We start from the raw sequence: 22,886 nt of genomic DNA, 5'->3' as shown, positions 1-22,886 counted from the left end.
GGATAGAGTCTCTTGCCGGGTGCCGATCCGCTGCGCCGTTGTGTAGGGTGTCGCCAGTTGTTTCCTCGCTCACAACTGTGGCGGCTGGTCAGACAATTTGATTCCCACCAAGTGCTTTTGGGCGGGGGTATGGGGCGCTCTGCCTATGTCTGTCGGCGGCTGGAATGTCTGCAAGCAGCCCGGCGCAAGCAACAGATAAACCGAGCCCTCAAGGCACCTGTGCCTGACTCGTTGTTCCAACGGCTGCTGGATTCTCTTGAGCAAGATTCCCAGGGACATCTTCTCCAAAAGCCTGAGCCTTAGAGGTATTCCCAATGTAGGTAAGATATTCAAAGCGCCTCTTCAGGTTCGCTAAGTTGCGAACCACACGGCAGCCCCTCTCAACTGTCAGAATGGGAGTTGGCTGGAAAACTGAGGCCAAGTGGGATGAACTGCAGAGAGGTTATTCTGGAGGCGCTGTTGACATTTGCTCGTTCTTCCTCGGTTGCTTTACTGGATGTCCCCTGTGGATGTTGCCAGAGCAGCTTCAGACCTGGGTTCCCTTCAGGCCGGATCCCCGGAGGATTGCCGAGCTGTTCTCGATGCGCCGGAGGAAGCCCCCGCAAGCCCGAAAGGTTCGGCTCAACCCAATAACTTGGTTCCCATTGAGTTTGGATAGTAAAACTGACGAGGAGAAAGGAGCAGAGGCTAGCAGACGAATGACCGATAAAGTTCGAATTTATGATATTGCCCGTGAGATGGGGCGTGACAGTCGGGATGTGCTGGAGGTTTGTGAGCAACTGGGGATCCCTTTCAAAACCCACAGCAGCACCATTTCTCCGGAGCAGGCTGAGTTGGTGCGCAGCAAGCTGGGCGCCTCCCGCATTGTGAAGCCTCCTCGACCCCGGCCCAAACCCCCATCTGAAAGCCTGCCGCCGGAGCCTCCTGCTGAAGCTAAAGCCGGTGAGCGCCCTCAGCAGAAAGCGCCCGGCACCGCCAGCGCGATCGTCGGCATTCGTCGGCCCGCGCCTGCTCAGCAGCCAGCTCCAGTTGGCGAAGCCAAGACTGCTGAAACTCTGCCGGCTGCCAAGCCCTCGCTGTCTCGACCTGAGCGAGTCTCCCCCGAAAAGGGATCGGCTGGTGGTGCTCAGCTCATAGGCCCACCGCGGCGGCAGGTTACCCCTCTTGTCCGCTCGTCTGAGGCCACCCAAAAGCCGGAGACTGTTTCTCAACCGGCAACCCCTCCCACTCCCTCTGAGTCTGCCGCGGCCAAAGCCAGCGGCTCGGAGCCCAGTCCTGTGACCAAGCGCCCAATCGTACTCTCGCCCCCTCAACGAGCTACCTCCGGGACAAAACCGCCGGCAGAGCGGCCTGAACCGCCGCAAAAAGCTCCCGAGCCCAGTCGCCCCAGCCCCTCAGAAGCACCATCCCCCAGCCACGCCCGCGTTCCTCAGCCTGCGGAAGAAAAAGCTCCTTCTCCTCCACCTGCGCAGCGCCCCCGTCCACAACTGGTGAGCGCACCCGTTCGCCCTGGCACGCGCTCCCCGGCAACCAAAGAAGACAGTGTCAGCAGCAGCAAAGTCGGTGAAGCTCCTCGTCCGCAGCGGCGGATGGAATTGGTGGGGCCCCCTACCCGTCCTGTGGCCAAGCCGGCTCCCCCTGACCCAGATGCTGCCTCTCCCTTGCCAGAAAGAATCCCTGGGGAACGTCCCAGCCCAGTGTTGGCGGAGGCTCCCGTAAGACCTACCCCACCCAAGGTCAAGCGCAAAACGGAAGAAGAAGAGGACGACGAGCTACAAGCTCTCAGTCGGCGGGCTGCCCGCGTCCAAGCCAAACGCAAACGCAGTCGGAGACGGGGGGAAGGAGATGGAGATGGTTTGGATTTGGATCCCATGACCATCATTTCAGCGGTCAAGCAGGCTGAGCTGAACGCCCTCAAGCCCTTGGCTCGCCCCACCGCCAAGCCTCCTTCCTATCGCCCACCCGCGGCAACGGCTGCTCCCCCTGCCCGCCCCCGCCCTGCTGCCCGTTTGCAGCAGCAACCCACCTCCGCTGAAGCTGGTGCTGCCGATCGCGCTAGCGGGACAGAGCCCTTGCCCGAAGAGAAGGTGTTGCTCTTGGATGGCAGCCTCACCGTTCAGGAATTGGCCCATCGCCTGCGCGTGGCCGAAACTGAGATCATCAAAACCCTCTTTTTCAAGGGGGTGATGGTGACCATCAACCAGGTCTTGGATGAGTCGCTGGCCGAGTCGGTGGCCAAAGAGTTGGGCTACGAGATTCGCCGGCCCAAGGCAGAACCCGAGGCTAAAAAAACCGAAATGCTGGACGTGGAGGACATCGACCATCTGGTCTCGCGTCCGCCGGTGGTAACCATCATGGGCCACGTGGACCACGGCAAAACCACTCTCCTCGATGCCATCCGCGACACCAAAGTGGCGCAGGGAGAGGCTGGCGGGATCACCCAGCGCATCGGTGCCTACCATGTGGATGTGAACTTTGAAGGCCAGAAGCGGCGCATCGTTTTCCTGGATACTCCTGGCCACCAGGCTTTTACCGCCATGCGCGCCCGGGGAGCCCGCGTCACCGACATTGCGGTTTTGGTGGTGGCCGCCGACGATGGGGTACAACCGCAAACTCTGGAAGCGATCAGCCATGCGCGGGCGGCTCAGGTGCCGATCATCGTGGCCATCAACAAGATCGACAAGCCCGGCAGCCAGCCAGAGCGCATCAAGCAGCAGTTGGCGGAGCACGGCCTATTGCCAGAGGAGTGGGGTGGCGACACGCCCATGGTGGAGGTGAGCGCTCTCACCCGCCGTAACCTGGATGCTCTGCTGGAGATGATCCTATTGGTGGCCGATGTGGCGGAGCTGCAGGCCAACCCCAATCGTCCCGCTCGCGGCACGGTGATCGAGGCCCACTTGGACAAAGCCCGCGGGCCAGTGGCCACTTTGTTGGTGCAAAACGGCACCCTGCGGGTGGGGGATACCCTGGTGGCCGGCGCAGTGCTGGGCCGGGTCAAAGCGATGATGGACGACCGCGGCCAGCGGTTGCAGGAAGCTGGGCCGTCTTCGGCGGTACAACTGCTGGGCTTGGATGAAGTCCCGGCAGCCGGGGATGAGTTTCAGGTTTACACCGACGAAAAAGAGGCCCGTCGCATTGCCCAAGAGCGGGCGGAGGTGCTGCGGCAAACCCGTCTACAACAGGCGCTGCTGTCTCGTCGCGTGAGCTTGGGTAGCGTTTCCGCCAAAGCCCAAGAAGGTCAGCTCAAGGAGTTGAACTTGATCATCAAGACGGATGTCCAGGGATCCGCCGAGGCCATTCAGACAGCGCTGCGGGATTTGCCCCAAGAGGAAGTCCAGTTGCGGGTTCTGCTGGCGGCCCCTGGCGAGATCACGGAAACCGATGTGGATTTGGCTGCGGCCAGCGACGCCATCATCCTCGGTTTCAACACCACCCTGGCCCCCGGCGCCCGCCAGGCTGCCGATGACAAGGGCGTGGATGTGCGGGAGTACGACATCATCTACAACCTGCTGGACGATCTGCGGGCAGCGATGGAGGGCTTGCTGGAGCCGGAAGAAGTAGAGGAGCCGCTGGGTCAGGCGGAGGTGCGCATGGTGATCCCCATCGGGCGCGGTGCGGTTGCCGGCAGCTATGTGCTCTCGGGCAAGGTGCAGCGCAATGCTCTGGTGCGAGTTCGTCGCAAAGGGGAGGTGGTTTACGAAGGTCGTCTCGACTCTCTGAAGCGCTTCAAGGACGACGTGCGGGAGGTGGCTGCCGGCTTCGAGTGTGGGATCGGCATCGACAAGTTCCAATCCTGGCAGGAAGGCGACATCATCGAGGTGTACCAGATGGTCACCAAGCGGCGGACGCTGGCCTCTGTCTAGCTTCATCAAGGCACTTCAGGTTGGCCTGCCGGTCAGGCCTGTGTTCTCGGGCAGAGGATCCCAGACAGGGAGGGAAAATTTGAGCTGATCGCGTAAGCGGGACGGAGTCCTCAGAGGGGGGAATGGATGCAACAGAGCCAGAGACTGAGCCAGATGCTGTTTGTAACGCTGCGGGAGGATCCCGTTGAGGCCGAGCTGCCCAGCCACAAATTGCTGCTGCGGGGCTGCTTTATCCGGCGGCTCTCCCCAGGGATCTACACCTATCTGCCGCTCCTCTGGCGGGTGCTGCAAAAGATCTCGGAGATTGTCCGGGAGGAGATGAACGCCATCGGCGCTCAGGAGTGTCTTTTGCCCCAGCTGCAGCCGGCAGAGATCTGGCGGGAGTCGGGCCGCTGGGAGGTGTACACCCAGGCGGAAGGGATCATGTTTGCCCTTAAGGATCGCCAGGGACGTGAGCAGGCCCTAGGCCCCACCCATGAGGAGGTGATCACCCTGCTGGCCCGGGATCTCATCCGCTCCTATCGCCAGTTGCCGCAGACGCTCTACCAGATCCAGACCAAGTTCCGGGATGAGATTCGACCCCGCTTTGGCCTGATGCGAGGGCGGGAGTTCATCATGAAAGACGCCTACTCCTTCCATGCCAACGAGGAAAGCCTGCGCCAGACCTACCAGGATATGTACCGAGCCTATAGCCGCATCCTCAGGCGCTGTGGGCTGGAGTTTCGCGTGGTGGATGCCGATGCGGGGGCGATCGGGGGGCCATCGGCGGCCTCGCAGGAGTTTATGGTGCTGGCCTCTGCCGGAGAAGATGAGATTCTCTACACGCCCGATGGCTCCTATGCTGCCAATGTGGAGAAGGCCGTCTCCATCCCGCCGCCAGCGGCAGAGTCTCCCTACACCGCCTTCCAGGTTCTGGATACGCCGGGAACCGAAACCATCGAGAAGCTGGCCGCTTTCCTAAAAATCTCCTCTACCCTGATCGTCAAAAACGTCCTCTACCAAGCCCTCTACGACAACGGCCTGCGGGTGGCAGTGCTACTGAGCATCCGCGGGGATCAAGAAGTCAATGAGGTCAAACTGGCCAACCACCTCAGCCGCCTGGCAGAGCGCTACCAAGCCAGCAAATTGCTCAAGCTCGCCTTGGCCGATGCCGAGATCCAAAACAGTTGGCAGGGGGATCCCATCCCGGTGGGCTACATTGCCCCCGACTTGCCGGATAGCTGTCTGGGCCGGCAAAAAAACCTTGCCCCCCAGATCCTGCGCTTGGCCGACCAGACGGCAGCCCTGCTGCAGAACTTCGTAACCGGCGGCAACCAGGTGGGGCAGCACGTGGTGGGGGCCAACTGGGGCGAGCAATATCCCCTGCCGGAAGTGGTGGATGTGCGCAAGGCACAGGCGGGGGATCGGTGTTTGCTCAACCCCGACCAGATCCTGGAAACGGCCCGTGGCATCGAGATCGGCCATATCTTTCAGCTAGGCCTCAAGTTCTCGCTGCCGATGCGGGCCACCTTTACCGACGAACAGGGATCCGAGCAGCCCCTCTGGATGGGCTGTTATGGCATTGGAGTATCCCGCTTGGCCCAGGCGGCGGTGGAACAGTCCCACGATGCCAATGGCATCATCTGGCCCGTGGCCATTGCCCCCTATCACGTAGTGGTGGTGGTGCCCAACATCTCCGACGCCGAGCAGATGAGCGTGGCGGAAAAACTGGTGCAAGATCTCGCTGCTGCCGGCATCGAGACCCTCTGGGATGACCGGGACGAGCGGGCCGGGGTGAAATTCAAAGATGCGGATCTGATCGGGATCCCCTATCGCCTCACCACGGGGCGCAGCCTCAAACAAGGCAAGGTGGAACTCAGCGAGCGGGCCAGCGGCCAAGCCACGGAAATTCCCATTGAAGAAGTGGTGACTACCCTGAAAGAGCGGATTGAAGCAGCCCTAGCTGTGCCGGACTGAGCGTGGCTTCTCCTGAACCCGATGCTGAACATCTCCATTCTTAAAGAAGACGAATCCTATACTTTTCGCTCTTATTTTGAGATGCCCTACGAGCCGGATGAAATCTTGGCTCAGTTTGGCTATCGACTGGAAATTGGGGAGTGGACATGGCCTGTTGCCCCTGCGCCGCCGCAAACCCCAGTTTTGAAAGATCGGATCCGACAATTGTTACCTTTGGTTAGCCTCACCAGCGAAACAGCGCGGCGGGAATTGCTGGTGGCTCCTGTGCTGACCGAAGTGGCTCTCCATTGTCGAGTTCCTTTGCGGCTGGAGTATCCCCTGATGGTCAACAATTGGTTGAAGGGCAGCCTCGATTATCTGTTGCGAGGGAAGAACATCCTGCTGGTGGTTGAAGCCAAAAAGGACGATCTAACGCGAGCCTTTGTGCAAATGGCTGTAGAAATGATTGCCCTGGCGCAGGTGGAGCAGCAGGCTCAGATCTACGGTGCAGTGACGATGGGGTCTATCTGGCAGTTCGGACAAATTCTTGCCGATCAGCAGGTGATCAAACAAGACTTAACGCTGTATCGGGTACCTGAGGAGCTAGAAACCATTGCCGGCATTCTCACTGCCATGGTCAGCAGCCCTAGCCAATCGTGAATTAAAAGCGTGAATTAGAAGTAAGTCATGGATCGAAAAACAGTCTGGTTTGCCCTAAAATTGATGCTGGCTGCTGCCGGGATCAGCACAGCCATCAAGTATGGTGGCCCTTACTTGGCCTTGCCGGAGCAAATACCGGTGGTGATCGGGATGATCGTTTTGCCCACCCTGATCGTGGCCGGGCTCCTGTGGCGCTGGCAACTACAGTCTCCTCTCTCAAAAACTCCCCTGCCAGCCGGCAAGGGATCCCTGGGAATTGAAGATGATAGAGCCTTCACCCCCAGCCCTTCTCCCAGGGGAGAGAGGGAAGTCTGAACTGCTGGACATGGAAGGCTGCCCAGATCCCTTGATGGGTGGGGGGAAGGCTATCGGGATGGATTGGGATCCCTTGAACCCCTACTGCTGGGTAAGGCGCAAGGTTACCGTTGGGCTGGTTTGGTTGCCGGAAGTGGCCGTGAGATTCACCTGATACACCGTGCCAGAGGCCGGAATGGGAGGTCGAACGGTGATGGTGAAACGGCCCTGGGCATCTGCCTGCACAGTTTGGTTGGTCACGGTCTGTTGGGCGCTGATGATGCCCCCCAGAGAGGTCGAAGCCGTTACATTCACCCGCACCGAAGCATTGGGAGCTGTAGTGCCCTGCAGCGTAAACGAAGAGCCGGAAACCCGATCCCCATCCCGCAGGTTGGTGATCTGAGGCAAGAGTGGGCCGGGGGCGCTGACTGTAGCGGAAACCTCTTGGGTGGTCAGCCGCTGGATGCCCCCGGTGGCCCCTTCGATCAGGCGGGCCGGTTGTTCGGCGGTCATGAAGCGCACTTGGCCGCCATTTTCCAGGCGGGCGACGACGATCCCTTCCCGGGTGGTATCTTTCGCCTCGATTAGGGCGTTCACTACATAGGTGCCGCTGGAAACTTCCTGAGCCGGCAAGGTTTGCACTTGCCGTCCATCCTGGATGAGGTAAACCGTTACCCGGCTGGAAGGGGTACCTTTGACGGTGACCAACAGGATTTCTCCCGCTGCCAAAGGGCGACTGCCGGCATTGTGATCCACTAAGTCGATGGAAGCGCGGACAGGGCTGCCCACAGTGAAGCTCCAAGTCACGCGGCGGGTCACCCCCTGGGTATTGGTGAACTCCAGCAGAACTTCCCGGCGCCCCGGCGGCAGGGGTTGGGCAGGGCGATAGGTGAAGAAATCGCGGGTAATCACCGACTGGGAAGTGACGTCTTGGCCATCCAGGAAAACCCTCACCGTTTCCGGACGCACGCTGACTCCATCTTGGCTGCGAAAAGAAGCCGAGATTGGCGAGGTGGGCTCAACATTGGTGGCCGCTTGAGCTGGGCTGGGATCCGTAATTTGCTGAGCCCTTGCAGGCAAGCTCGACAACCCCACAACCGCAGCACCGATCACCAAGGCCCGGGGAAACCAGGAATACAAGTTATCGCTCATGAGACCATCCAAGAAAAAGAGAGTACAGACAGACTACACAGGCAACAAGCCCAGAGAAAGGCTGAACAGAGTCCGGCAGAACATCGGCCTCGATATCCTGTTCGAATCCTGTCACAGGGGATGGCCCCTGTCGATACGCCTAAACCTCTGATTGGCTCTCCAATAGACTCAATCCCAGCGTCAAAACCGGGCAAAGTCAACTGCCATCTACCGTGTGGGATCCCATGTCCATCCTGGCAAAGGCCAGAAGATGACTGTAGGTGAGGATGTAAGGGATCCCTTTGATCAACTAACTTGTGTCGTGACCGCCGATCGCCGATCGATTTATGTCAGTTTATTGATATCAATTCACAAAAATAGCCCCTGTCGCTTGCAGATCGAGGCAGTGGTCGCCGGAGACATCGTTGACCAGGCGCACTTCTACAGTGATCACGTTGAAAGAATCCACGCTCACCTGGTAGCCCACAGGAGCCAACATCGGCGTGTTGATGGCCATGCAGTTGGGGATCAGCAGGTTGCTCAGGCGCAACGTTTCGCCTGCAGGCAGTTCCGAGACTTTCTGGCGGGGATCGGTAAAGCCGTATTCCAAAGGCAGACCTGTGCGATTGCGGATCACCAGCTCGGCAGGTAGGTTGGGGTTAAAGCGGGCTACCGGGCGATCGAAGACCGATTGATCGACACCCACAGGCAGGCGCGGCAACGGCACTATAGCTCATGGCTTTCGCCTCAGGATGTGCTTCCAGACTGGTGGGAGTTGGATCCCTTGCCTGCTTGTATTGTTCCCAAAAACGGCTGGCCGGGCCAGATGGCTGCTGTTTTTTCCAGGGTATGCCCCAACCAGCTAAGATCCCGTGGGGGGGAAGTTAAGTTAGAGTTGGCAATGCAAAGGGAGGCATGGCCATGCCAGCAGAACCGAAAAAGTCGGAGAAAAACTTCTCGTGGAAGGGCAGTGCCGACGCGGGCCGGGCGCTGACGATTTTGGCTGCCGTGGGAGCCGCGGTGATTTTACTGGCGGGGTTCCTACAGTAGGCAAACAGTAGGCAAAGCTGTTTGTGTCTGCAGCCGGCACAAGCACCTCAGCACGGCGGCGGAAGCCAAAGTTTCTTCTTCAAGGCGATTTCAAGGCGATGGTGGCAGCCTGCTCGACTTCCAACTTGCCTTCAAGGATCATCCCCGCCATGGTTGAAGATGTCCTCAAGGCAAAGGTGTTGTCTGCGGGGCAGGAAGCCGCCCTCGACTGCGTTCTCCGCCATGGCTGCCCTACAGAAAGAAGCAGATCCGGATGCTTTGGAAGTCCTGCTGATTGGTTGATGCGAGGTTCGCTACGCCTGTCCGGGTCACGCCGCTGGGCAGCAGGCTCAACAGGGAAAAAAGCCCAGCAGAGAAGGGATCCCTGCTGAGCCCCTTGAAAGGCGCCGAGGAAGGGGTAAAGTGCCCTCAGCCCAGCAGCCGGCGGGCAGTGTTGACCACGTTCTCCACCGTGAAGCCGAACTTCTCCATACACACCGGGCCGGGGGCGGAAGCGCCAAAGCGATCGATGCCAATGGCCACCCCCTCAAACCCCAGGTACTTGTGCCAGCCGAAGGTGCAGCCTGCCTCGACGGAGACGCGCTTGGTGACGTTGGGGGGCAGAACGGAATCGCGGTAGCTCTGGGGCTGGGCCTCAAACAGCTCCATACAGGGCATAGAGACCACCCGCACGGCCCGGCCTTCCTGCTTCAGTTGGGCTGTAGCTTTCACCGCCAGCTCCAGTTCAGAGCCGGTGGCGATCAAGATCAGCTCTGGATTGGGGGCATCCACCACCACATAGGCCCCTTTGGCTACGCCTTCAACAGAGGTGCCCTCCACCGGGTTGACGGCTTGCCGGGTAAACACCAGCACAGAAGGGGTGGTCTTGGCTTCTAGGGCCACCTGGTAGGATCCCACCGTTTCGCGGGCATCCGCTGGGCGCAGCACATAGAGGTTGGGGATAGCCCGTAGGGAAGCCAGTGTCTCAATGGGCTGGTGAGTGGGGCCATCTTCTCCCAAGGCGACGGAGTCGTGGGTCATGACGTGCAGCACCCGCACTCGCGAGAGGGCCGATAGGCGGATGGCAGGCCGCATGTAGTCTGTGAAGATCAAAAAGGTGGCGTCGTAAGGGATGAGGCCTCCATGAAGCGCCATGCCGTTGGCAATGGCTCCCATGCCGTGTTCCCGCACCCCAAAGCGGAAGTTACGCCCCTCGTAAGAGCCGGCCTGAAACTCTGGGATCCCCTTTAGATAAGTCATGTTGGAGTGGGCGAGATCTGCGGATCCCCCCAGCAGTTCCGGCACGGCCTTGGCCAAGGCATTCAGACACAACTTGGAGAGGTTGCGGGTGGATTCTCTGCCGGTTTCGGCAATGGGGGCCAGCGCTTCTTTCCAGCCCACCGGCAGCTCCCCGGCCATGATGCGCTTGAACTCGGCGGCCTCTTCGGGGTAAGCCTTCTCGTAGGCGGCGAAGCGCTCGTTCCACTCGGCCTCGGCCTTGGCCCCTTTTTCGATGGCCTGGCGGAAGTGGGCCAGCACCTCGTCGGGAATGTAAAACTCCGGCTCCAGAGGCCAACCCAGGTTTTGTTTGGTGAGCTTCACCTCTTCCGGCCCCAGGGGTGCCCCATGGACGCTCTCGCTGCCGGCCTTGTTGGGGGATCCGTAGCCGATGGTGGTCTCGACAATAATCAAGGACGGCTTGTTGGTGACTTCCTTGGCTCTCTGGATGGCCTCGGCGATCCCTTTCAAGTCGTGGTTGCCATCCTCTACTTTTTGCACATGCCAGCCGTAGGCTTCATAGCGTTTGCCCACATCTTCCGTAAAGGCGATTTCCGTTCTGCCGTCGATGGAGATGTGGTTGCTGTCGTAAAGCATGATCAGCTTGCCCAGTTGCAGGTGGCCGGCCAGAGAAGCTGCTTCAGAAGCCACCCCTTCCATGTTGCAGCCATCCCCCAAGATCACGTAAGTGTAGTGATCCACAATGGTGTGGCCGGGCTTGTTGAAGCGGGCGGCCAGATGGGCCTCGGCAATGGCCAACCCTACCGCATTGCCCACCCCTTGCCCCAGCGGGCCGGTGGTCACCTCCACCCCCGGAGTTTCAAAGTTTTCCGGGTGGCCGGGGGTTTTGGAGCCCCACTGGCGGAACTGCTTAATGTCCTCCAGGCTTACATCGAAGCCGGTTAGGTGCAGCAGCGCGTACTGCAGCATGCAGCCATGCCCCGCCGAGAGCACAAAGCGATCCCGATCCACCCACTTGGGGTTGCGGGGGTTGAACTTCATGAACTGCTGCCACAGCACATAGGCCATGGGTGCTGCTCCCATCGGCAGGCCAGGGTGGCCGGAGTTGGCCTTCTGAACAGCATCCACCGCCAAAAAGCGAATCGTGTTGATGGCAAGTTGTTCCAGAGAGGGAGGAGCAGCAACAACCATGTGGGATCCCTATCGCTCGACATTTGCTTTCCAGTATGCCGTGTTTTGGGTCTTGCTTCCGAGGCGCTAGGGATCAATTGGGCCGGGAAATTGGCTTTGTCCAAATTCCAACGGGGCCAAATGGCAGGCTAAGCTGAGTGATACCGTCGCTGCTGTTTCGTGCTGGAGCGCTTCTTTGACTGTTGTTTCTTCTGGTAGCAAACCCTCCTGGCTGCGGGCCAAGGCCCCTCAACGGGTGGGATCCGTCAAACAACTGCTGCGGGACTTGGGCCTAAACACGGTTTGCGAAGAGGCTTCCTGTCCCAACCTGGGGGAGTGTTTTGCCAACGGCACCGCCACCTTTTTGATCATGGGCCCGGCCTGTACCCGCGCCTGCCCCTACTGCGATATCGACTTCACCAAACGCCCTCTGCCCCTGGATGCCACTGAACCCCTGCGGGTGGCGGAAGCAGTGGAGCGCTTGGGATTGCGCCATGCGGTGATTACGTCGGTGAATCGGGACGACCTGCCCGATGGGGGAGCCAGCCAGTTTGTGGCCTGCATTGCGGAAATCCGCCGCCGCATGCCCCAGACCACCATCGAGGTCTTGATCCCAGACCTATGTGGTAACTGGCAGGCGCTGCAGCAGATCTTGGCCGCCCGACCGACGGTGCTCAACCACAATACCGAAACGGTGCCCCGCCTCTATCGCCGTGTACGCCCGCAAGGGAACTACGAGCGCTCCCTCAAACTGTTGGAGTTGGCACGGCAATGGGATCCCGGCCTGTACACCAAGTCGGGGGTGATGTTGGGTCTGGGAGAGACAGCCGAGGAGATCTTGCAGGTGATGCGGGATCTGCGCCGGGTGGGTTGTGACATCCTCACGCTCGGCCAATACCTGGCGCCCAGCCCCAAACACCTGCCGGTGGAGCGCTACGTTCCCCCCGAAGAGTTCGACCATTGGCGACGGGTGGGAGAAGAGCTGGGCTTTTTGCAGGTGGTGTCTTCGCCCCTAACCCGCAGCTCTTACCATGCCGAGGCCGTACAAGATTTGATGCGCCACTCTCCCAAAGGGGGATCCTGAGTAGCGGCTCTCCACCAAGTTAGACTGCTGAAAGCCCGAGGCTGGTGTGTTCCTGACACCGCCAAGGAGACCCAAGACCGGGAACCCAATCATGGATATGAACAGGATCCCTCCTTCTACTAGCAGCAGCTCAGAAACCGGCTTGGTTCTCTCACCCCAGGGTTGGCCACAGCCTCTCCGCTGGCGGCCACCACTGGTCACTCCAGAAGAATATGCCGAGTTGATGGTGGGATTGATGCGGGAGTCTCGCCTCAGCCTGAACTACTTGATGTTGGTGCTCGGCTCCTGTGTGATTGCCACGTTGGGGTTACTGGCCAATAGCCCGGCCGTGATCATTGGGGCGATGATCGTGGCTCCTTTGATGCTGCCGATTCGCGGCATGGCCATGGGGGCTTTAGATGGGAATGTGGTCTTGTTTCGTACAGGCATCCTGTCTTTGACCGTGGGAACTGGTATTGGGGTGGGGGTGTCTTTCCTGCTGGGGTGGTGGGTAGGTCTTCCCAATTGGGGCAGCGAAATTTTGGCCCGCACTCAACCCAACCTGTTGGATTTGGGAGTGGCGCTAGCAGCAGGGGGAATTGGCGCTTTTGCTAGGGTGCGCAAAGAGATCGCCGACAGTTTGGCAGGGGTTGCGATTGCTGTGGCCTTAATGCCGCCGGTGTGTGTGATTGGTTTGGGACTGGCCTATGCCGACTGGGAGATCAGCCTAGGAGCAACCCTGCTCTATTCCACCAACCTGTTGGGGATTGCCCTGGCTTGCATGGTTACGTTTTTGCTGATGGGCTACGCCCCCTTGCACAAGGCCCGTTCTGGATTGGTGTGGATGTTCGGTTTGGTGATGGTGTTGCTGGTGCCGCTGGCAGCCAGTATGACTCAACTGCTGTATCAATCTCGGTTGGAATGGGCGCTACGAACCGCCTTGCTAAACAGAACCATCACCTTCCAACGGGTAACCCTATTGCGCAGCGAGTTTAACTGGGTGGTCAATCCCCCAGAAGTAGTGCTGTCGGTACGAGCAGACGAGCCGGTTACCCCCAGGCAGGTGACTTTGCTGGAGGAATTTGTGGCGGCGGAGGTAGGTCGCCCCTTTACCCTGATTTTTCAGGTGGTACAAGACCAAGAGGTGCGCCGAGAAATGCCTGCCCCAGAAGAGCCTGAGTCGGATCCCGAGGTTAACCCTACAGAGGCAACTCTTTCCCCACGACCGAGGGGGATTATTCCCCCCTACTGAATCGCCGGGTGGGCTTGCTACAACGTCAGGGATCCCACATTTTGTTCTAACAACTGGGCCAGATCCTGCAGGAAAGCCGCCGCATGAGCCCCGTAGATGACGCGGTGATCACAGGTAAGGTTCACTTGCATCTGGGAGCGGATGGCAATCGCTTTTTCCGGCGTCGCCACCACCGTGGGGCGAGAAGCGCCGATGGCCAAAATGGATCCCTGGTTGGGGGGCAAAATGGCATCGAAGCGATCCACCCCGAACATGCCCAGGTTGGAGAGGGTAAAGGTGCCGCTATTGTACTCTTCCGGCTGCAGTTGCTTGCGCCGCGCCCGCTCCACCAGATCCTTCCAGCGGCGGGAGATCTCGTAGAGATCAATCCGATTGGCTTGCTTTAGGACAGGGGTGATCAGCCCGCCATCCTCCATGGCCACGGCCACGGCGATGTTGATATCCGATTTGTAATGGATGCCGTTTTCTGTGTAGCTGGCATTCAAAAGGGGATGCTTCTCCAGGGTCAGGGCCACCGCTTTGACCAAAAGGGCCGTCAGGGTCACCCCCTTAGGCTTTACCTGTTGGTACAGCTGATCCAAGTTGTCGGTGGTGATGGTGTAGCCGACGTGGAACACCGGCACGCCAAGGCTGGCGTTCATGTTGCGCACCACCGCCGCTTGTAGGGTGCTGAGGGGAACTGTCTCTCCCAAGGGGACAGCCACAGGAGTTGGAGGCGCGGGGGCTGGAGCAGAGGGGGCAGCCACTGCAGGAGCGGAAAGGGCCGCAGCTCGCTCCACGTCTTCAGCGACGATGCGACCATTGGGGCCGGAGCCGCGCACGGTGCGCAGATCGATCCCCAGGCTTTCCGCCAATTTTTTCGCCCGCGGGGAAGCCACGATCCGCTGGGATCCGGCGCCATCCGATCCATTTGGCAGTGTAGAGGTGGGGGTTGCCGCAGGGGCAGGACTTGTCGGCTGAGCTGCAGAGGCGCGGTCTGCGCTAGGTGGAGCCACAGGGGCAGCTCCGGCAGAGAGGGCCTTGGCTTTTTCCTGAGCTTGGGCCACTTCCGCTTCGCTTTCGGCAATCAGGGCGATGGGCGCGCCCACCGGGGCCGATGCTCCTGCCGGAATGAGGATGCTGGCCAGGATGCCGCTGTGGAAGGACTCCACGTCCATGTCCGCTTTGTCCGACTCCACCACCAGGATGTTTTCTCCTTTCTCCACGCGGTCGCCGGGGTTCTTAAGCCAGGTGACGATCTTGCCCGTTTCCATGGTGGAGCTGAGGGCCGGCATGGAGAGTTCGTGGATCATCGATGGGGATGGGAACACAGCAGAAGAGATTGTAACTCAGGAGACGGGATCCCCGCGCACGTCTCTGGGCCGGCTTTGGGCTCACCGGGCGCCAGCCGCTTCTGCTTCGGCCACCACCAGCAGGGTTTTCAACAGGGAATCGGGGTTGAGGCTGATGGAATCGATCCCTGCTTGCACCAGGAAGCGGGCAAATTCAGGGTAGTCGCTGGGAGCCTGGCCACAGATGCCGATCTTGCGCCCGTGGCTTTTCACCGTCTGGATTACCTGGGCGATCATCCGCCTGACGGCCTCGTGGCGCTCGTCAAAAAGGTGGGCTACCAGGGCTGAGTCGCGGTCTAACCCCAGGGTGAGCTGGGTGAGGTCGTTGGAGCCGATGGAGAAGCCGTCGAAGATCTGGCAGAACTCGTCGGCCAGGATGACGTTGCTGGGCAATTCACACATCACGTACACCTGCAGACCGTTTTCTCCCCGCACCAGGCCGTGGCGGGCCATCTCTTCCAGCACCTTGTGCCCCTCTTCCGGCGTGCGGCAGAAGGGGATCATCAAGATCACGTTGGTCAGGCCCATTTCATCCCGCACCCGTTTCATGGCCCGACACTCCAAGGCAAAGCCCTCACGGTAGCGGGGATCCGTGTAGCGGGAAGCCCCCCGCCAGCCGATCATCGGGTTTTCCTCGTGGGGCTCGTAGCGGGATCCCCCCAACAGGTGGGCATACTCGTTGCTCTTGAAATCCGACAGCCGCACGATCACCGGCTTGGGATAGAAGGCGGCAGCAATGGTGGCCACCCCCTGGGCCAGCTTGTCCACAAAGTACTCCGGCTTGTCGGCATACTGGGCGGTGAGCTCTGCCAGGCGCGGCTCCTCTTTCACCGCCTGCTCGTAGTTGAGCAAAGCCAGCGGGTGGACCTGAATGTGGTTGGCAATGATGAACTCCAGCCGCGCCAGCCCGACCCCATCGCAAGGGATCCCGCTGAGGCCGAAGACTTTTTCGGGGTTGCCCACATTCATCATCAGTTGGGTGCGGGGACGGGGCAGCTCCTCCAGCGGGATCTCCGTCACCTCATAGGGCAACAGGCCCGGGTAGACCCGCCCTTCTTCCCCTTCAGCGCAGGAGACGGTGATGGGCTCGCCGGAACGGAGCACCTGCGTGGCGTTGCCGCAGCCAACAATGGCCGGGATCCCCAGCTCGCGGGCGATGATGGCCGCATGGCAAGTTCTGCCCCCCTGGTTGGTGACGATGGCGCTGGCCTTTTTCATGATTGGCTCCCAGTCGGGATCCGTCTTCTCGGTCACCAGCACCTCGCCGGCCTGAAACTGATCCGAGCGGCGCACATCCAAAATGACGCGGGCTGTGCCCTGGCCAATGGCCTCGCCTACGGCCCGTCCCCGCACCAGAGGCTCGGGCTGCGCCCCAGGCTGGGTGAAGCGATAGGTGGTCAGCTGGTTGGCCCCTTTTTGCGACTGCACCGTTTCGGGGCGGGCCTGGACGATAAACAGCTCGCCGGTGATCCCATCTTTGGCCCACTCGATGTCCATGGGGGTGAAGCGGCCTCGCAGCGCCGAGTAGTGCTCTTCGATCAGGCAGGCCCAGCGAGCCAGCTCCAGGACTTCCTCGTCCTTGAGGGCATATTGCCGGCGCAGGCTTTCGGGGACAGCCACGTTTTTGGTGGAACGGGATCCCCCCTCGTCGTAGACCAGCTTCAGGGCCTTGCTGCCCAGCTTGCGGGAGAGGATGGGGCGCAGTCCCTGCTTGAGGGTGGGTTTGAAGACCACGTACTCATCGGGGTTGACGATCCCTTGCACCACGTTTTCCCCCAGGCCGTAGGCGGCGGTGATCAGCACCGCATCTTTAAAGCCGGTTTCTGGGTCGATGGAGAACATCACCCCCGAGCAAGCCAGATCCGAGCGCACCATCTTCTGCACCCCCACCGAGAGGGCTACTTGAAAATGGTCAAAGCCCTTGATCTGGCGGTAGGAGATGGCCCGGTCGGTAAACAAGCTGGCAGAACAGTGGTGACAGGCATTGAGCACTGCCCGCACTCCACGCACGTTCAGGTAGGTCTCCTGCTGGCCGGCAAAGCTGGCATCCGGCAAGTCTTCTGCCGTGGCACTGGAGCGCACCGCCACATCGGTGTCGGGGCCGTAGCGCTCGCACAGCTTTTGGTAGGCTTCGGCGATGGCCTGCTCTAGCTGAGGGGGGAAGGGAGTTTGCAAGATCAAGGTGCGGGCAGCCTTGCCCCGCTCGCGCAAATTTTGGACATTCTCAATGTCTAAGTCTTTGAAAATCTCCTGCAACTTCTCCTCTAGGCCCGCAGAGGCGATGAACTGGCGATACGCATGGGCGGTGGTGGCAAATCCTGTCGGCACCTGGATCCCCTTTGAGGTGAGCTGCTGCTGCATTTCTCCCAAGGAGGCGTTTTTCCCGCCCACCTGGGCAACGTCCCGCAGCCCCACCTCCGTCAGGGGCAAGACCAAAGGCGGCTCTGAGCCAAGCTGGGGTTGAGAGGGTTGCTGAAGCTGGGATCCCCTGGTTTCTCCATCCGACATGCCTTACCTCCTTCTTAGATCCATTGAGCGATCCATTGAGCCAACGCCAATTGCTGGGGTGTGCTGTGTTGTCGGCTTGGGATCGCTCCCGGCTCTCCTATGCCAACACTCGGCCCAACTCATTCTTGGTGGGCCATAGCCTCACTCTAGTCAGGATTTTCTGCCCCTTAAAATTGCCCAGGGATCCCCCCAAGAAGGCTTAGAAGGCGATGAGACAAGGCAGATCCCCCCACCACCTGCCTGCGGAAGTTGCTGCAAATCTTCGACCTTTTTTACTCAGTGCAAAAGTAGCCGGGCTGCCACAATGGTCAAAGAAGGCAATTTGGGCAACAACGGCATGGAGGGCCACAAGGAGGCTGCAGCAGACATTCGCCAGATCAGGGTGACGGAAAAACAGCAGGGCTTGCGGCTGGATCGAGGATTGGCAGAGCAACTGCCGGAGCTGTCGCGGTCGCGCCTGCAGCAGCTTATCCGCCAGGGCCAGGTTTGGCTCAATGGGCAGCCCTGCCGGGATAAGGATCGCCCCCTGCAAGCTGGGGATGAAGTCGAGGTGCGGATCCCGCCAGCCACCCCGACTGCCCTGCAGCCGGAGCCGATCCCCTTGGACATTCTTTACGAAGATGACGATTTGCTTGTGATCAACAAGCCCCGCGGTTTGGTGGTGCACCCCGCCCCCGGCCACGCCAGTGGCACCCTGGTGCACGCCCTGCTGGCCCACTGCCCCCATCTTTCAGGCATCAACGGCGAGCTGCGTCCAGGTATTGTCCATCGCCTTGACAAAGACACCACTGGTGCCCTGGTGATTGCCAAACACGATCAGGCCCACCAGCACCTACAAGCCCAGATCCAGGCCAAAACCGCCCGGCGCATCTACTTGGGGGTGGTGTTTGGCCGGCCGGCCCAAAGCCAAGGCACCGTCTCTGCCCCCATTGGGAGGCACCCGGTGGATCGGCAGAAAATGGCCGTCCTGACCCCTGGCCAAGGGCGAGTGGCGGTAACCCACTGGCAAGTGTTGGAGCGGCTGGGCAACTACACCCTGATGCAGTTTGAGCTGGAGACCGGGCGCACCCATCAAATTCGGGTGCATGCTGCCCACATGCGCCTACCCATTGTCGGGGATCCCCTCTACACCCAGAGCAAAACCAGCCCTGTTAAGCTGGGCGGCCAAGCTCTCCATGCCTGGAAGCTCTCCTTTGTTCACCCGCGCACAGGCCAGCCGCTGCAGTTTACCGCTCCCCTGCCGGAGGAGTTTGAGCGGCTCTTGCGGCAGTTGCGCAGCCAGACGGGCTAGGCAGCCTCTGGGGTTTCCCTCTTGCTTTGCCTGGTCATTGCAAACGGCTGTGGAACAGCTGGTTGGTTGATCCCCAGCTCCCCTCGCCCGCAAGGGGTGAGGGTCAGCGGCGAAGGGTCTTCATCTTGTTTGAAACGAGTATGCCCAGTTGTCCCCACACCCGTGGGGGTGAACCCGGCCAGAGAAGAGAATTAAGACAATCTCATGTCTACCGGGATCCCTGAATGGGATGGGTAACACTGAAACTAGGTCGCAGAAGCGGCGCGTAGCGCAATCTCAAGGAGCCGAACATGAGCAAGAGCTTGCTGGAGCAATTGCGACAGATGACTGTCGTGGTCGCCGATACGGGGGATATCAACGCCATCGAGAGCTTTAAGCCGCAGGATGCCACCACCAATCCCTCTTTGATCACAGCGGCTGCCCAAATGCCCCAGTACCAGGGCATTGTCGATGAAACCTTGCTCAAGGCCCGCCAAGAACTGGGATCCAAAGCCGACATCAAAACCGTGGTGGCCCACGCCATCGATCAACTGGCCGTGGCCTTTGGCGTGCGCATTTTGTCCATCATTCCTGGCCGGGTCTCGACGGAGGTGGATGCCCGCCTCTCTTACGACACAGAAGCCACAGTTGCCAAAGCCCGCCATTTGATCGAGCTCTACAAGGCGGCAGGAGCGGATCCCAAGCGGGTGCTGATTAAAATTGCCTCGACTTGGGAAGGGATCCGGGCTGCCGAGATCCTGGAAAAGGAAGGGATCCACTGCAACCTTACCCTGTTGTTTGGCTTGCACCAAGCCATAGCCTGCGCCGAAGCGGGGGTGAAGCTGATCTCGCCCTTTGTGGGCCGCATCTTGGATTGGTATAAGAAACACACGGGCCGGGAGAGCTATCCCCCTGCCGAAGATCCGGGGGTGCAATCGGTAACCCAGATTTACAACTATCTGCGCAAATACGACTATCCGACCGAGGTGATGGGGGCCAGCTTCCGCAACATCGGGGAGATCATCGAGTTGGCCGGCTGTGATCTCCTGACCATCTCGCCCGCCTTGCTGGCGGAGCTGCAGAACACCGAGGGTTACCTGGAGCGCAAACTGGATCCGGAAAAAGCCAAGAAAATGGACATCCCGCGCCTGGTGATGGATCGAGCTACCTTCGACCAGATGCACCGGGAAAACCGCATGGCCTCAGAAAAGCTGGAAGAAGGGATCCAGGGCTTCTCCAAAGCGCTGGAGGTGCTGGAAAAACTGCTCACCGAGCGGCTGCAGAAGCTGGAGGGTGCCAAGGAAACCATTACCCACGCCGCCCAGGATGTCTTCCGCCTCTACGACCTGGATGGGGATGGCTTCATCACCCGCGAGGAGTGGATGGGGGCAGATCGCGTTTTCGATGCCCTGGATACCAACCAAGATGGCAAAATTACCCCTGAGGAAATGTTGGTCGGCCTAGGGGCGGCGGTCTATCTGAAGAATTAGCCGCTGGCAGCCGGCCTGGGAAAACCTCAAGGTCTATGGGCGAGAACTTTCGCCACATCGGAGACGGGGTGGCCGCCCTGGAAGCGCAAGCCCGCCGCTGGATTGCCCAGCGGCTGCAAGGGATCCCTTACGATCCGCCGCCGGGGCCAGCAGCCAGGCAGGTGCTGCATTGGATCGAGACGGATCTGCTGCCGCGCCTGCAGCAAACCCCCCAGGAGCTGGAGAACCTGCTGCATGGGCTAGGGGGCGGCTATGTGCCCAGCGGCCCTTCCGGCGCCCCCACCCGAGGCCGAGTGGACGTGTTGCCCACGGGGCGCAACTTTTACTCGGTGGACATTCGCGCCATCCCCACCCCCACCGCCTGGCAGGTCGGCTCACTGGCCGCCGAGCGGCTGGTGGAGCGCTACGTGCAAGAGCAGGGGGAATATCCCCGTCGCCTGGGCCTATCCGTTTGGGGCACCTCAACTCTAAGAACTGGCGGCGACGATTGGGCCGAGGCCCTGGCGCTCTTGGGGGTCAAACCCCGCTGGGATGGAGGACGGGTGGTGGACATCGAGATCCTGCCTGTAGCGGTTTTGGGCCGCCCCCGTGTGGATGTAACCTTGCGCATTTCTGGCTTCTTTCGCGATGCCTTTCCCAATCTGATTGCCCTGTTTGACCGGGCCGTGCAGGCCGTGGCTGACCTGGAGGAGCCAGAAGCCGACAATCCCCTGCGGGCCCACGTGCTGGCCGATACCCAGTACTGGCAGGAGCAAGGGATCCCAACGCAAGCAGCGGCGGAGCGGGCGCGGCTGCGCATCTTCGGTTCCAAGCCAGGGGCCTACGGGGCCGGCCTACAGGGGCTGATCGAGGCGCAAAACTGGGAAACAGAAGCGGATCTGGCCCGCGCCTACCTCAACTGGAGCAGCTACGCCTACCGGGCCGATGGCGAGGGAGAGCCGGCCCCCGAAGCCCTGCGGCGGCAATTGGCCCACCTGCAAATTGTGCTCCACAACCAAGACAACCGCGAGCACGACCTGCTGGACTCCGATGACTACTACCAGTTTCAAGGGGGGATGGTGGCGGCAGTGCGAACGCTCCAGGGCCGCAACCCGCGGATTTACTTCGGGGATCACGCCCGTCCCCACAACCCTAAGATCCGCACCCTGGCCGAAGAAATTGACCGCGTCTATCGCGCCCGCGTGATCAACCCCAAGTGGATTGCCGGTGTTATGCGCCACGGCTACAAGGGCGCCTTCGAGATGGCTGCCACCCTGGACTACCTCTTTGCCTACGACGTCACCACCCATGCTGTGCCGGATTTCATGTACGCCGGCCTGGCCCGCGCCTACCTATTGGATCCCCAAGTCCAGCAGTTCCTGCGATCCCGCAACCCCTGGGCGCTGCGGGACATGAGCGAGCGGCTGCTGGAAGCCCACCAGCGGGGCTACTGGCAAGAGCAGGCCCTGGAATTGCTGCCTCAGATCGAAGCCCTGATGCTGGAGATGGAAGCCTACCTGGAATCCCGCTCTCCCGTGGCGAGAGAAGGTTAAGTTCTGCTAAGATTTTTTTATCCAAACCAGTTGTGGAGGGATCCCAGGCCATGAGCAAATCTGAGCTGTTGCGAGAGATTCTGGGGCCACTGTTGGAGGACTACCGCTACTGGTTTGAGCGTTCTCGCCGCTTTTTGCAGGAAGAGACCCTGGAATTGATCAGCCCAGAAGAGCAGCAGTCCTTGCTGGAAGAGGTTTTGGCTGCCCAGGCGGAGCTACAGGTAGCCAAAGCGCTTTATCAGGCCTCTGATCAAGAGGTTGGCATCGACCCTGGGCTGATGGCAAAATGGCATCGCCTGCTGATGAAATGTGCCGAATTGGGCCGTCAATTTCGCCAGATTCACCCCTCCCCCGACCTGTAATGCTGCAGATTCTCTACCTCATCGCTTTTGTGGCCATTGCCTTTTTGGCCCTGCGCAACTTGGTTACCAATGTCATCACACTGGGCGTGGAAGAGCGCAAGGCCTCTCCTCGTCGTGCCCGCAAGCGGATCCCTCACCCAGAGCTGCTGGATGAAGATGGCAACCTCACCGAGGAGCCTCTACTGGTGATTCGCTCGGCCAGCTTGGAAGAAGCTCGCAGCCGTTTGGAAGATCTCTATTCCGGCTCGCCGGACGAAGATTAGGGGAGTTTCTTGGGCTTTCTCTCTTGGGCGTGGCTGCACTAGCCTGGGAAGGTACTGCGCGCCATTTGCCCGAGCGTCTGGTGGGCGAGTCAACGGAGATGGGATCCGACTTCAACGTGGAATCGGTGCTGGAGGCGGTGCTCGGCAAGCTGAAGGTTTTGGCGGAAACGGGACAAACCTTTGGTCAGCCGATCACTATTGGTGAGACGATTATTGTCCCTTACATGTCCTTGCATTTTGGCTTGGGTGGGGGAGGGGGTAACTTTGGAAAGACTGCTCCTGGCTGTCGCGGCAACGGCGGGGATCCGGCCAGTCTGTTCGGGGGAGCGGGGGGTGGGGTGCGCATCGAGCCAGTTGGCTTTCTGGTGATCCGAGGCGAGCGAGTGGAGCTGCTGACCACCGTCCAGAAGCCCGACCAGTGGAACCAACTCAGCGAGACTCTGGTGCCCCTGTTGCAGCAGTGGCTGCAAAATCGTGCCGGCAACTCCTGAAGG

18 protein-coding genes and 1 pseudogene are annotated in these 22,886 nt (G+C 60.3%); 14 read left to right on the top strand and 5 right to left on the bottom strand.

Annotated features, from left to right (window positions below; genetic code table 11):
* The first annotated feature begins 12 nt into the window (after positions 1-12).
* The 5 genes from ACVWZG_RS01600 (at position 13) to ACVWZG_RS01580 (ending at position 6,773) form a co-directional block, all read left to right on the top strand.
* Positions 13-303, top strand: a complete 291-nt coding sequence (locus tag ACVWZG_RS01600; RefSeq protein ID WP_011432759.1) for a YlxR family protein — start codon at positions 13-15, stop codon at positions 301-303.
* Positions 304-698: 395 nt separating this feature from the next.
* Positions 699-3,863: a translation initiation factor IF-2 gene (gene infB / locus ACVWZG_RS01595; protein WP_457406877.1), complete on the top strand. Its 3,165-nt coding sequence runs from the start codon at positions 699-701 to the stop codon at positions 3,861-3,863.
* A gap of 126 nt (positions 3,864-3,989) precedes the next feature.
* Positions 3,990-5,819, top strand: coding sequence for a proline--tRNA ligase (locus ACVWZG_RS01590; protein ID WP_414407100.1), 1,830 nt, complete (start codon positions 3,990-3,992; stop codon positions 5,817-5,819).
* Between the two features lie 21 nt (positions 5,820-5,840).
* Positions 5,841-6,458 carry a hypothetical protein gene (locus tag ACVWZG_RS01585; RefSeq protein ID WP_414328900.1) on the top strand — a complete coding sequence of 206 codons (618 nt, stop codon included), beginning with the start codon at positions 5,841-5,843 and terminating at the stop codon, positions 6,456-6,458.
* 27 nt (positions 6,459-6,485) lie between these two features.
* Positions 6,486-6,773 (top strand): hypothetical protein, encoded by a 288-nt coding sequence (locus ACVWZG_RS01580; protein WP_414344340.1) that lies wholly within the window; start codon positions 6,486-6,488, stop codon positions 6,771-6,773.
* Between the two features lie 81 nt (positions 6,774-6,854).
* On the opposite strand, the gene ACVWZG_RS01575 is transcribed toward ACVWZG_RS01580, so the two are convergent.
* Both ACVWZG_RS01575 and ACVWZG_RS01570 read right to left on the bottom strand, forming a co-directional pair.
* Complete coding sequence (locus tag ACVWZG_RS01575) at positions 6,855-7,904, bottom strand: hypothetical protein (protein WP_414344338.1); 1,050 nt, start codon at positions 7,902-7,904, stop codon at positions 6,855-6,857.
* Positions 7,905-8,247: 343 nt separating this feature from the next.
* On the bottom strand, positions 8,248-8,604 hold the full coding sequence (locus ACVWZG_RS01570; protein WP_457415162.1) for a hypothetical protein: 357 nt from the start codon (positions 8,602-8,604) through the stop codon (positions 8,248-8,250).
* A gap of 200 nt (positions 8,605-8,804) precedes the next feature.
* Here ACVWZG_RS01570 and ACVWZG_RS01565 point away from each other — a divergent pair, with 200 nt between their 5' ends.
* Positions 8,805-8,933: a hypothetical protein gene (locus ACVWZG_RS01565; RefSeq protein WP_011432750.1), complete on the top strand. Its 129-nt coding sequence runs from the start codon at positions 8,805-8,807 to the stop codon at positions 8,931-8,933.
* Positions 8,934-9,341: 408 nt separating this feature from the next.
* Here ACVWZG_RS01565 and tkt read toward each other — a convergent pair whose 3' ends face one another.
* Positions 9,342-11,342 (bottom strand): transketolase, encoded by a 2,001-nt coding sequence (gene tkt, locus ACVWZG_RS01560; protein ID WP_457406880.1) that lies wholly within the window; start codon positions 11,340-11,342, stop codon positions 9,342-9,344.
* Between the two features lie 175 nt (positions 11,343-11,517).
* Between tkt and lipA the strand changes: the two genes are divergently transcribed.
* Both lipA and ACVWZG_RS01550 read left to right on the top strand, forming a co-directional pair.
* Positions 11,518-12,405 (top strand): lipoyl synthase, encoded by an 888-nt coding sequence (gene lipA, locus ACVWZG_RS01555; RefSeq protein ID WP_457392281.1) that lies wholly within the window; start codon positions 11,518-11,520, stop codon positions 12,403-12,405.
* Between the two features lie 91 nt (positions 12,406-12,496).
* On the top strand, positions 12,497-13,636 hold the full coding sequence (locus ACVWZG_RS01550; protein ID WP_457406882.1) for a DUF389 domain-containing protein: 1,140 nt from the start codon (positions 12,497-12,499) through the stop codon (positions 13,634-13,636).
* A gap of 17 nt (positions 13,637-13,653) precedes the next feature.
* Here ACVWZG_RS01550 and ACVWZG_RS01545 read toward each other — a convergent pair whose 3' ends face one another.
* Both ACVWZG_RS01545 and ppsA read right to left on the bottom strand, forming a co-directional pair.
* The gene (locus ACVWZG_RS01545; RefSeq protein ID WP_457406884.1) at positions 13,654-14,928 is read right to left on the bottom strand and encodes a dihydrolipoamide acetyltransferase family protein; all 1,275 of its coding nucleotides are present in this window, start codon (positions 14,926-14,928) and stop codon (positions 13,654-13,656) included.
* Between the two features lie 81 nt (positions 14,929-15,009).
* Entirely contained in the window at positions 15,010-17,475 is a 2,466-nt protein-coding gene (gene ppsA / locus ACVWZG_RS01540) for a phosphoenolpyruvate synthase (RefSeq protein WP_457406886.1), read from the bottom strand.
* 337 nt (positions 17,476-17,812) lie between these two features.
* On the opposite strand from ppsA, the gene ACVWZG_RS01535 reads away from it, so the two are divergent.
* From ACVWZG_RS01535 to ACVWZG_RS01510, 6 genes and pseudogenes are all read left to right on the top strand, one after another.
* Entirely contained in the window at positions 17,813-18,766 is a 954-nt protein-coding gene (locus ACVWZG_RS01535; protein WP_457406905.1) for an RluA family pseudouridine synthase, read from the top strand.
* A 290-nt stretch (positions 18,767-19,056) separates the two neighbouring features.
* A complete protein-coding gene (locus ACVWZG_RS01530) occupies positions 19,057-20,235 on the top strand; it encodes a transaldolase (protein ID WP_457392293.1) in 1,179 nt (392 codons plus the stop codon).
* Positions 20,236-20,282: 47 nt separating this feature from the next.
* Positions 20,283-21,767: pseudogene (locus ACVWZG_RS01525) on the top strand (cobaltochelatase subunit CobN); the annotation flags it as partial.
* A gap of 50 nt (positions 21,768-21,817) precedes the next feature.
* Positions 21,818-22,129: a DUF2605 domain-containing protein gene (locus ACVWZG_RS01520; RefSeq protein WP_041436371.1), complete on the top strand. Its 312-nt coding sequence runs from the start codon at positions 21,818-21,820 to the stop codon at positions 22,127-22,129.
* Positions 22,129-22,392, top strand: a complete 264-nt coding sequence (locus tag ACVWZG_RS01515) for a DUF2973 domain-containing protein (RefSeq protein WP_414344596.1) — start codon at positions 22,129-22,131, stop codon at positions 22,390-22,392. Before ACVWZG_RS01520 ends, ACVWZG_RS01515 begins: the two co-directional genes overlap by 1 nt.
* 29 nt (positions 22,393-22,421) lie before the next feature.
* Positions 22,422-22,883 (top strand): GerW family sporulation protein, encoded by a 462-nt coding sequence (locus ACVWZG_RS01510; RefSeq protein WP_457392296.1) that lies wholly within the window; start codon positions 22,422-22,424, stop codon positions 22,881-22,883.
* The last annotated feature ends 3 nt before the right edge of the window (positions 22,884-22,886 follow it).

The organism is Thermostichus sp. OS-CIW-33, from assembly GCF_054059615.1.
This window is presented reverse-complemented; position numbering and strand designations above follow the sequence as displayed.

Bases quoted from the DNA above. Each gene is read 5' to 3' on its own strand.
- infB (WP_457406877.1), top strand. From the start codon at position 699: ATGACCGATAAAGTTCGAATTTATGATATTGCCCGTGAGATGGGGCGT.
- ACVWZG_RS01590 (WP_414407100.1), top strand. From the start codon at position 3,990: ATGCAACAGAGCCAGAGACTGAGCCAGATGCTGTTTGTAACGCTGCGG.
- ACVWZG_RS01585 (WP_414328900.1), top strand. From the start codon at position 5,841: ATGCTGAACATCTCCATTCTTAAAGAAGACGAATCCTATACTTTTCGC.
- ACVWZG_RS01580 (WP_414344340.1), top strand. From the start codon at position 6,486: ATGGATCGAAAAACAGTCTGGTTTGCCCTAAAATTGATGCTGGCTGCT.
- ACVWZG_RS01575 (WP_414344338.1), bottom strand. From the start codon at position 7,904: ATGAGCGATAACTTGTATTCCTGGTTTCCCCGGGCCTTGGTGATCGGT.
- ACVWZG_RS01565 (WP_011432750.1), top strand. From the start codon at position 8,805: ATGCCAGCAGAACCGAAAAAGTCGGAGAAAAACTTCTCGTGGAAGGGC.
- tkt (WP_457406880.1), bottom strand. From the start codon at position 11,342: ATGGTTGTTGCTGCTCCTCCCTCTCTGGAACAACTTGCCATCAACACG.
- ACVWZG_RS01550 (WP_457406882.1), top strand. From the start codon at position 12,497: ATGGATATGAACAGGATCCCTCCTTCTACTAGCAGCAGCTCAGAAACC.
- ACVWZG_RS01545 (WP_457406884.1), bottom strand. From the start codon at position 14,928: ATGATCCACGAACTCTCCATGCCGGCCCTCAGCTCCACCATGGAAACG.
- ppsA (WP_457406886.1), bottom strand. From the start codon at position 17,475: ATGTCGGATGGAGAAACCAGGGGATCCCAGCTTCAGCAACCCTCTCAA.
- ACVWZG_RS01535 (WP_457406905.1), top strand. From the start codon at position 17,813: ATGGAGGGCCACAAGGAGGCTGCAGCAGACATTCGCCAGATCAGGGTG.
- ACVWZG_RS01530 (WP_457392293.1), top strand. From the start codon at position 19,057: ATGAGCAAGAGCTTGCTGGAGCAATTGCGACAGATGACTGTCGTGGTC.
- ACVWZG_RS01520 (WP_041436371.1), top strand. From the start codon at position 21,818: ATGAGCAAATCTGAGCTGTTGCGAGAGATTCTGGGGCCACTGTTGGAG.
- ACVWZG_RS01515 (WP_414344596.1), top strand. From the start codon at position 22,129: ATGCTGCAGATTCTCTACCTCATCGCTTTTGTGGCCATTGCCTTTTTG.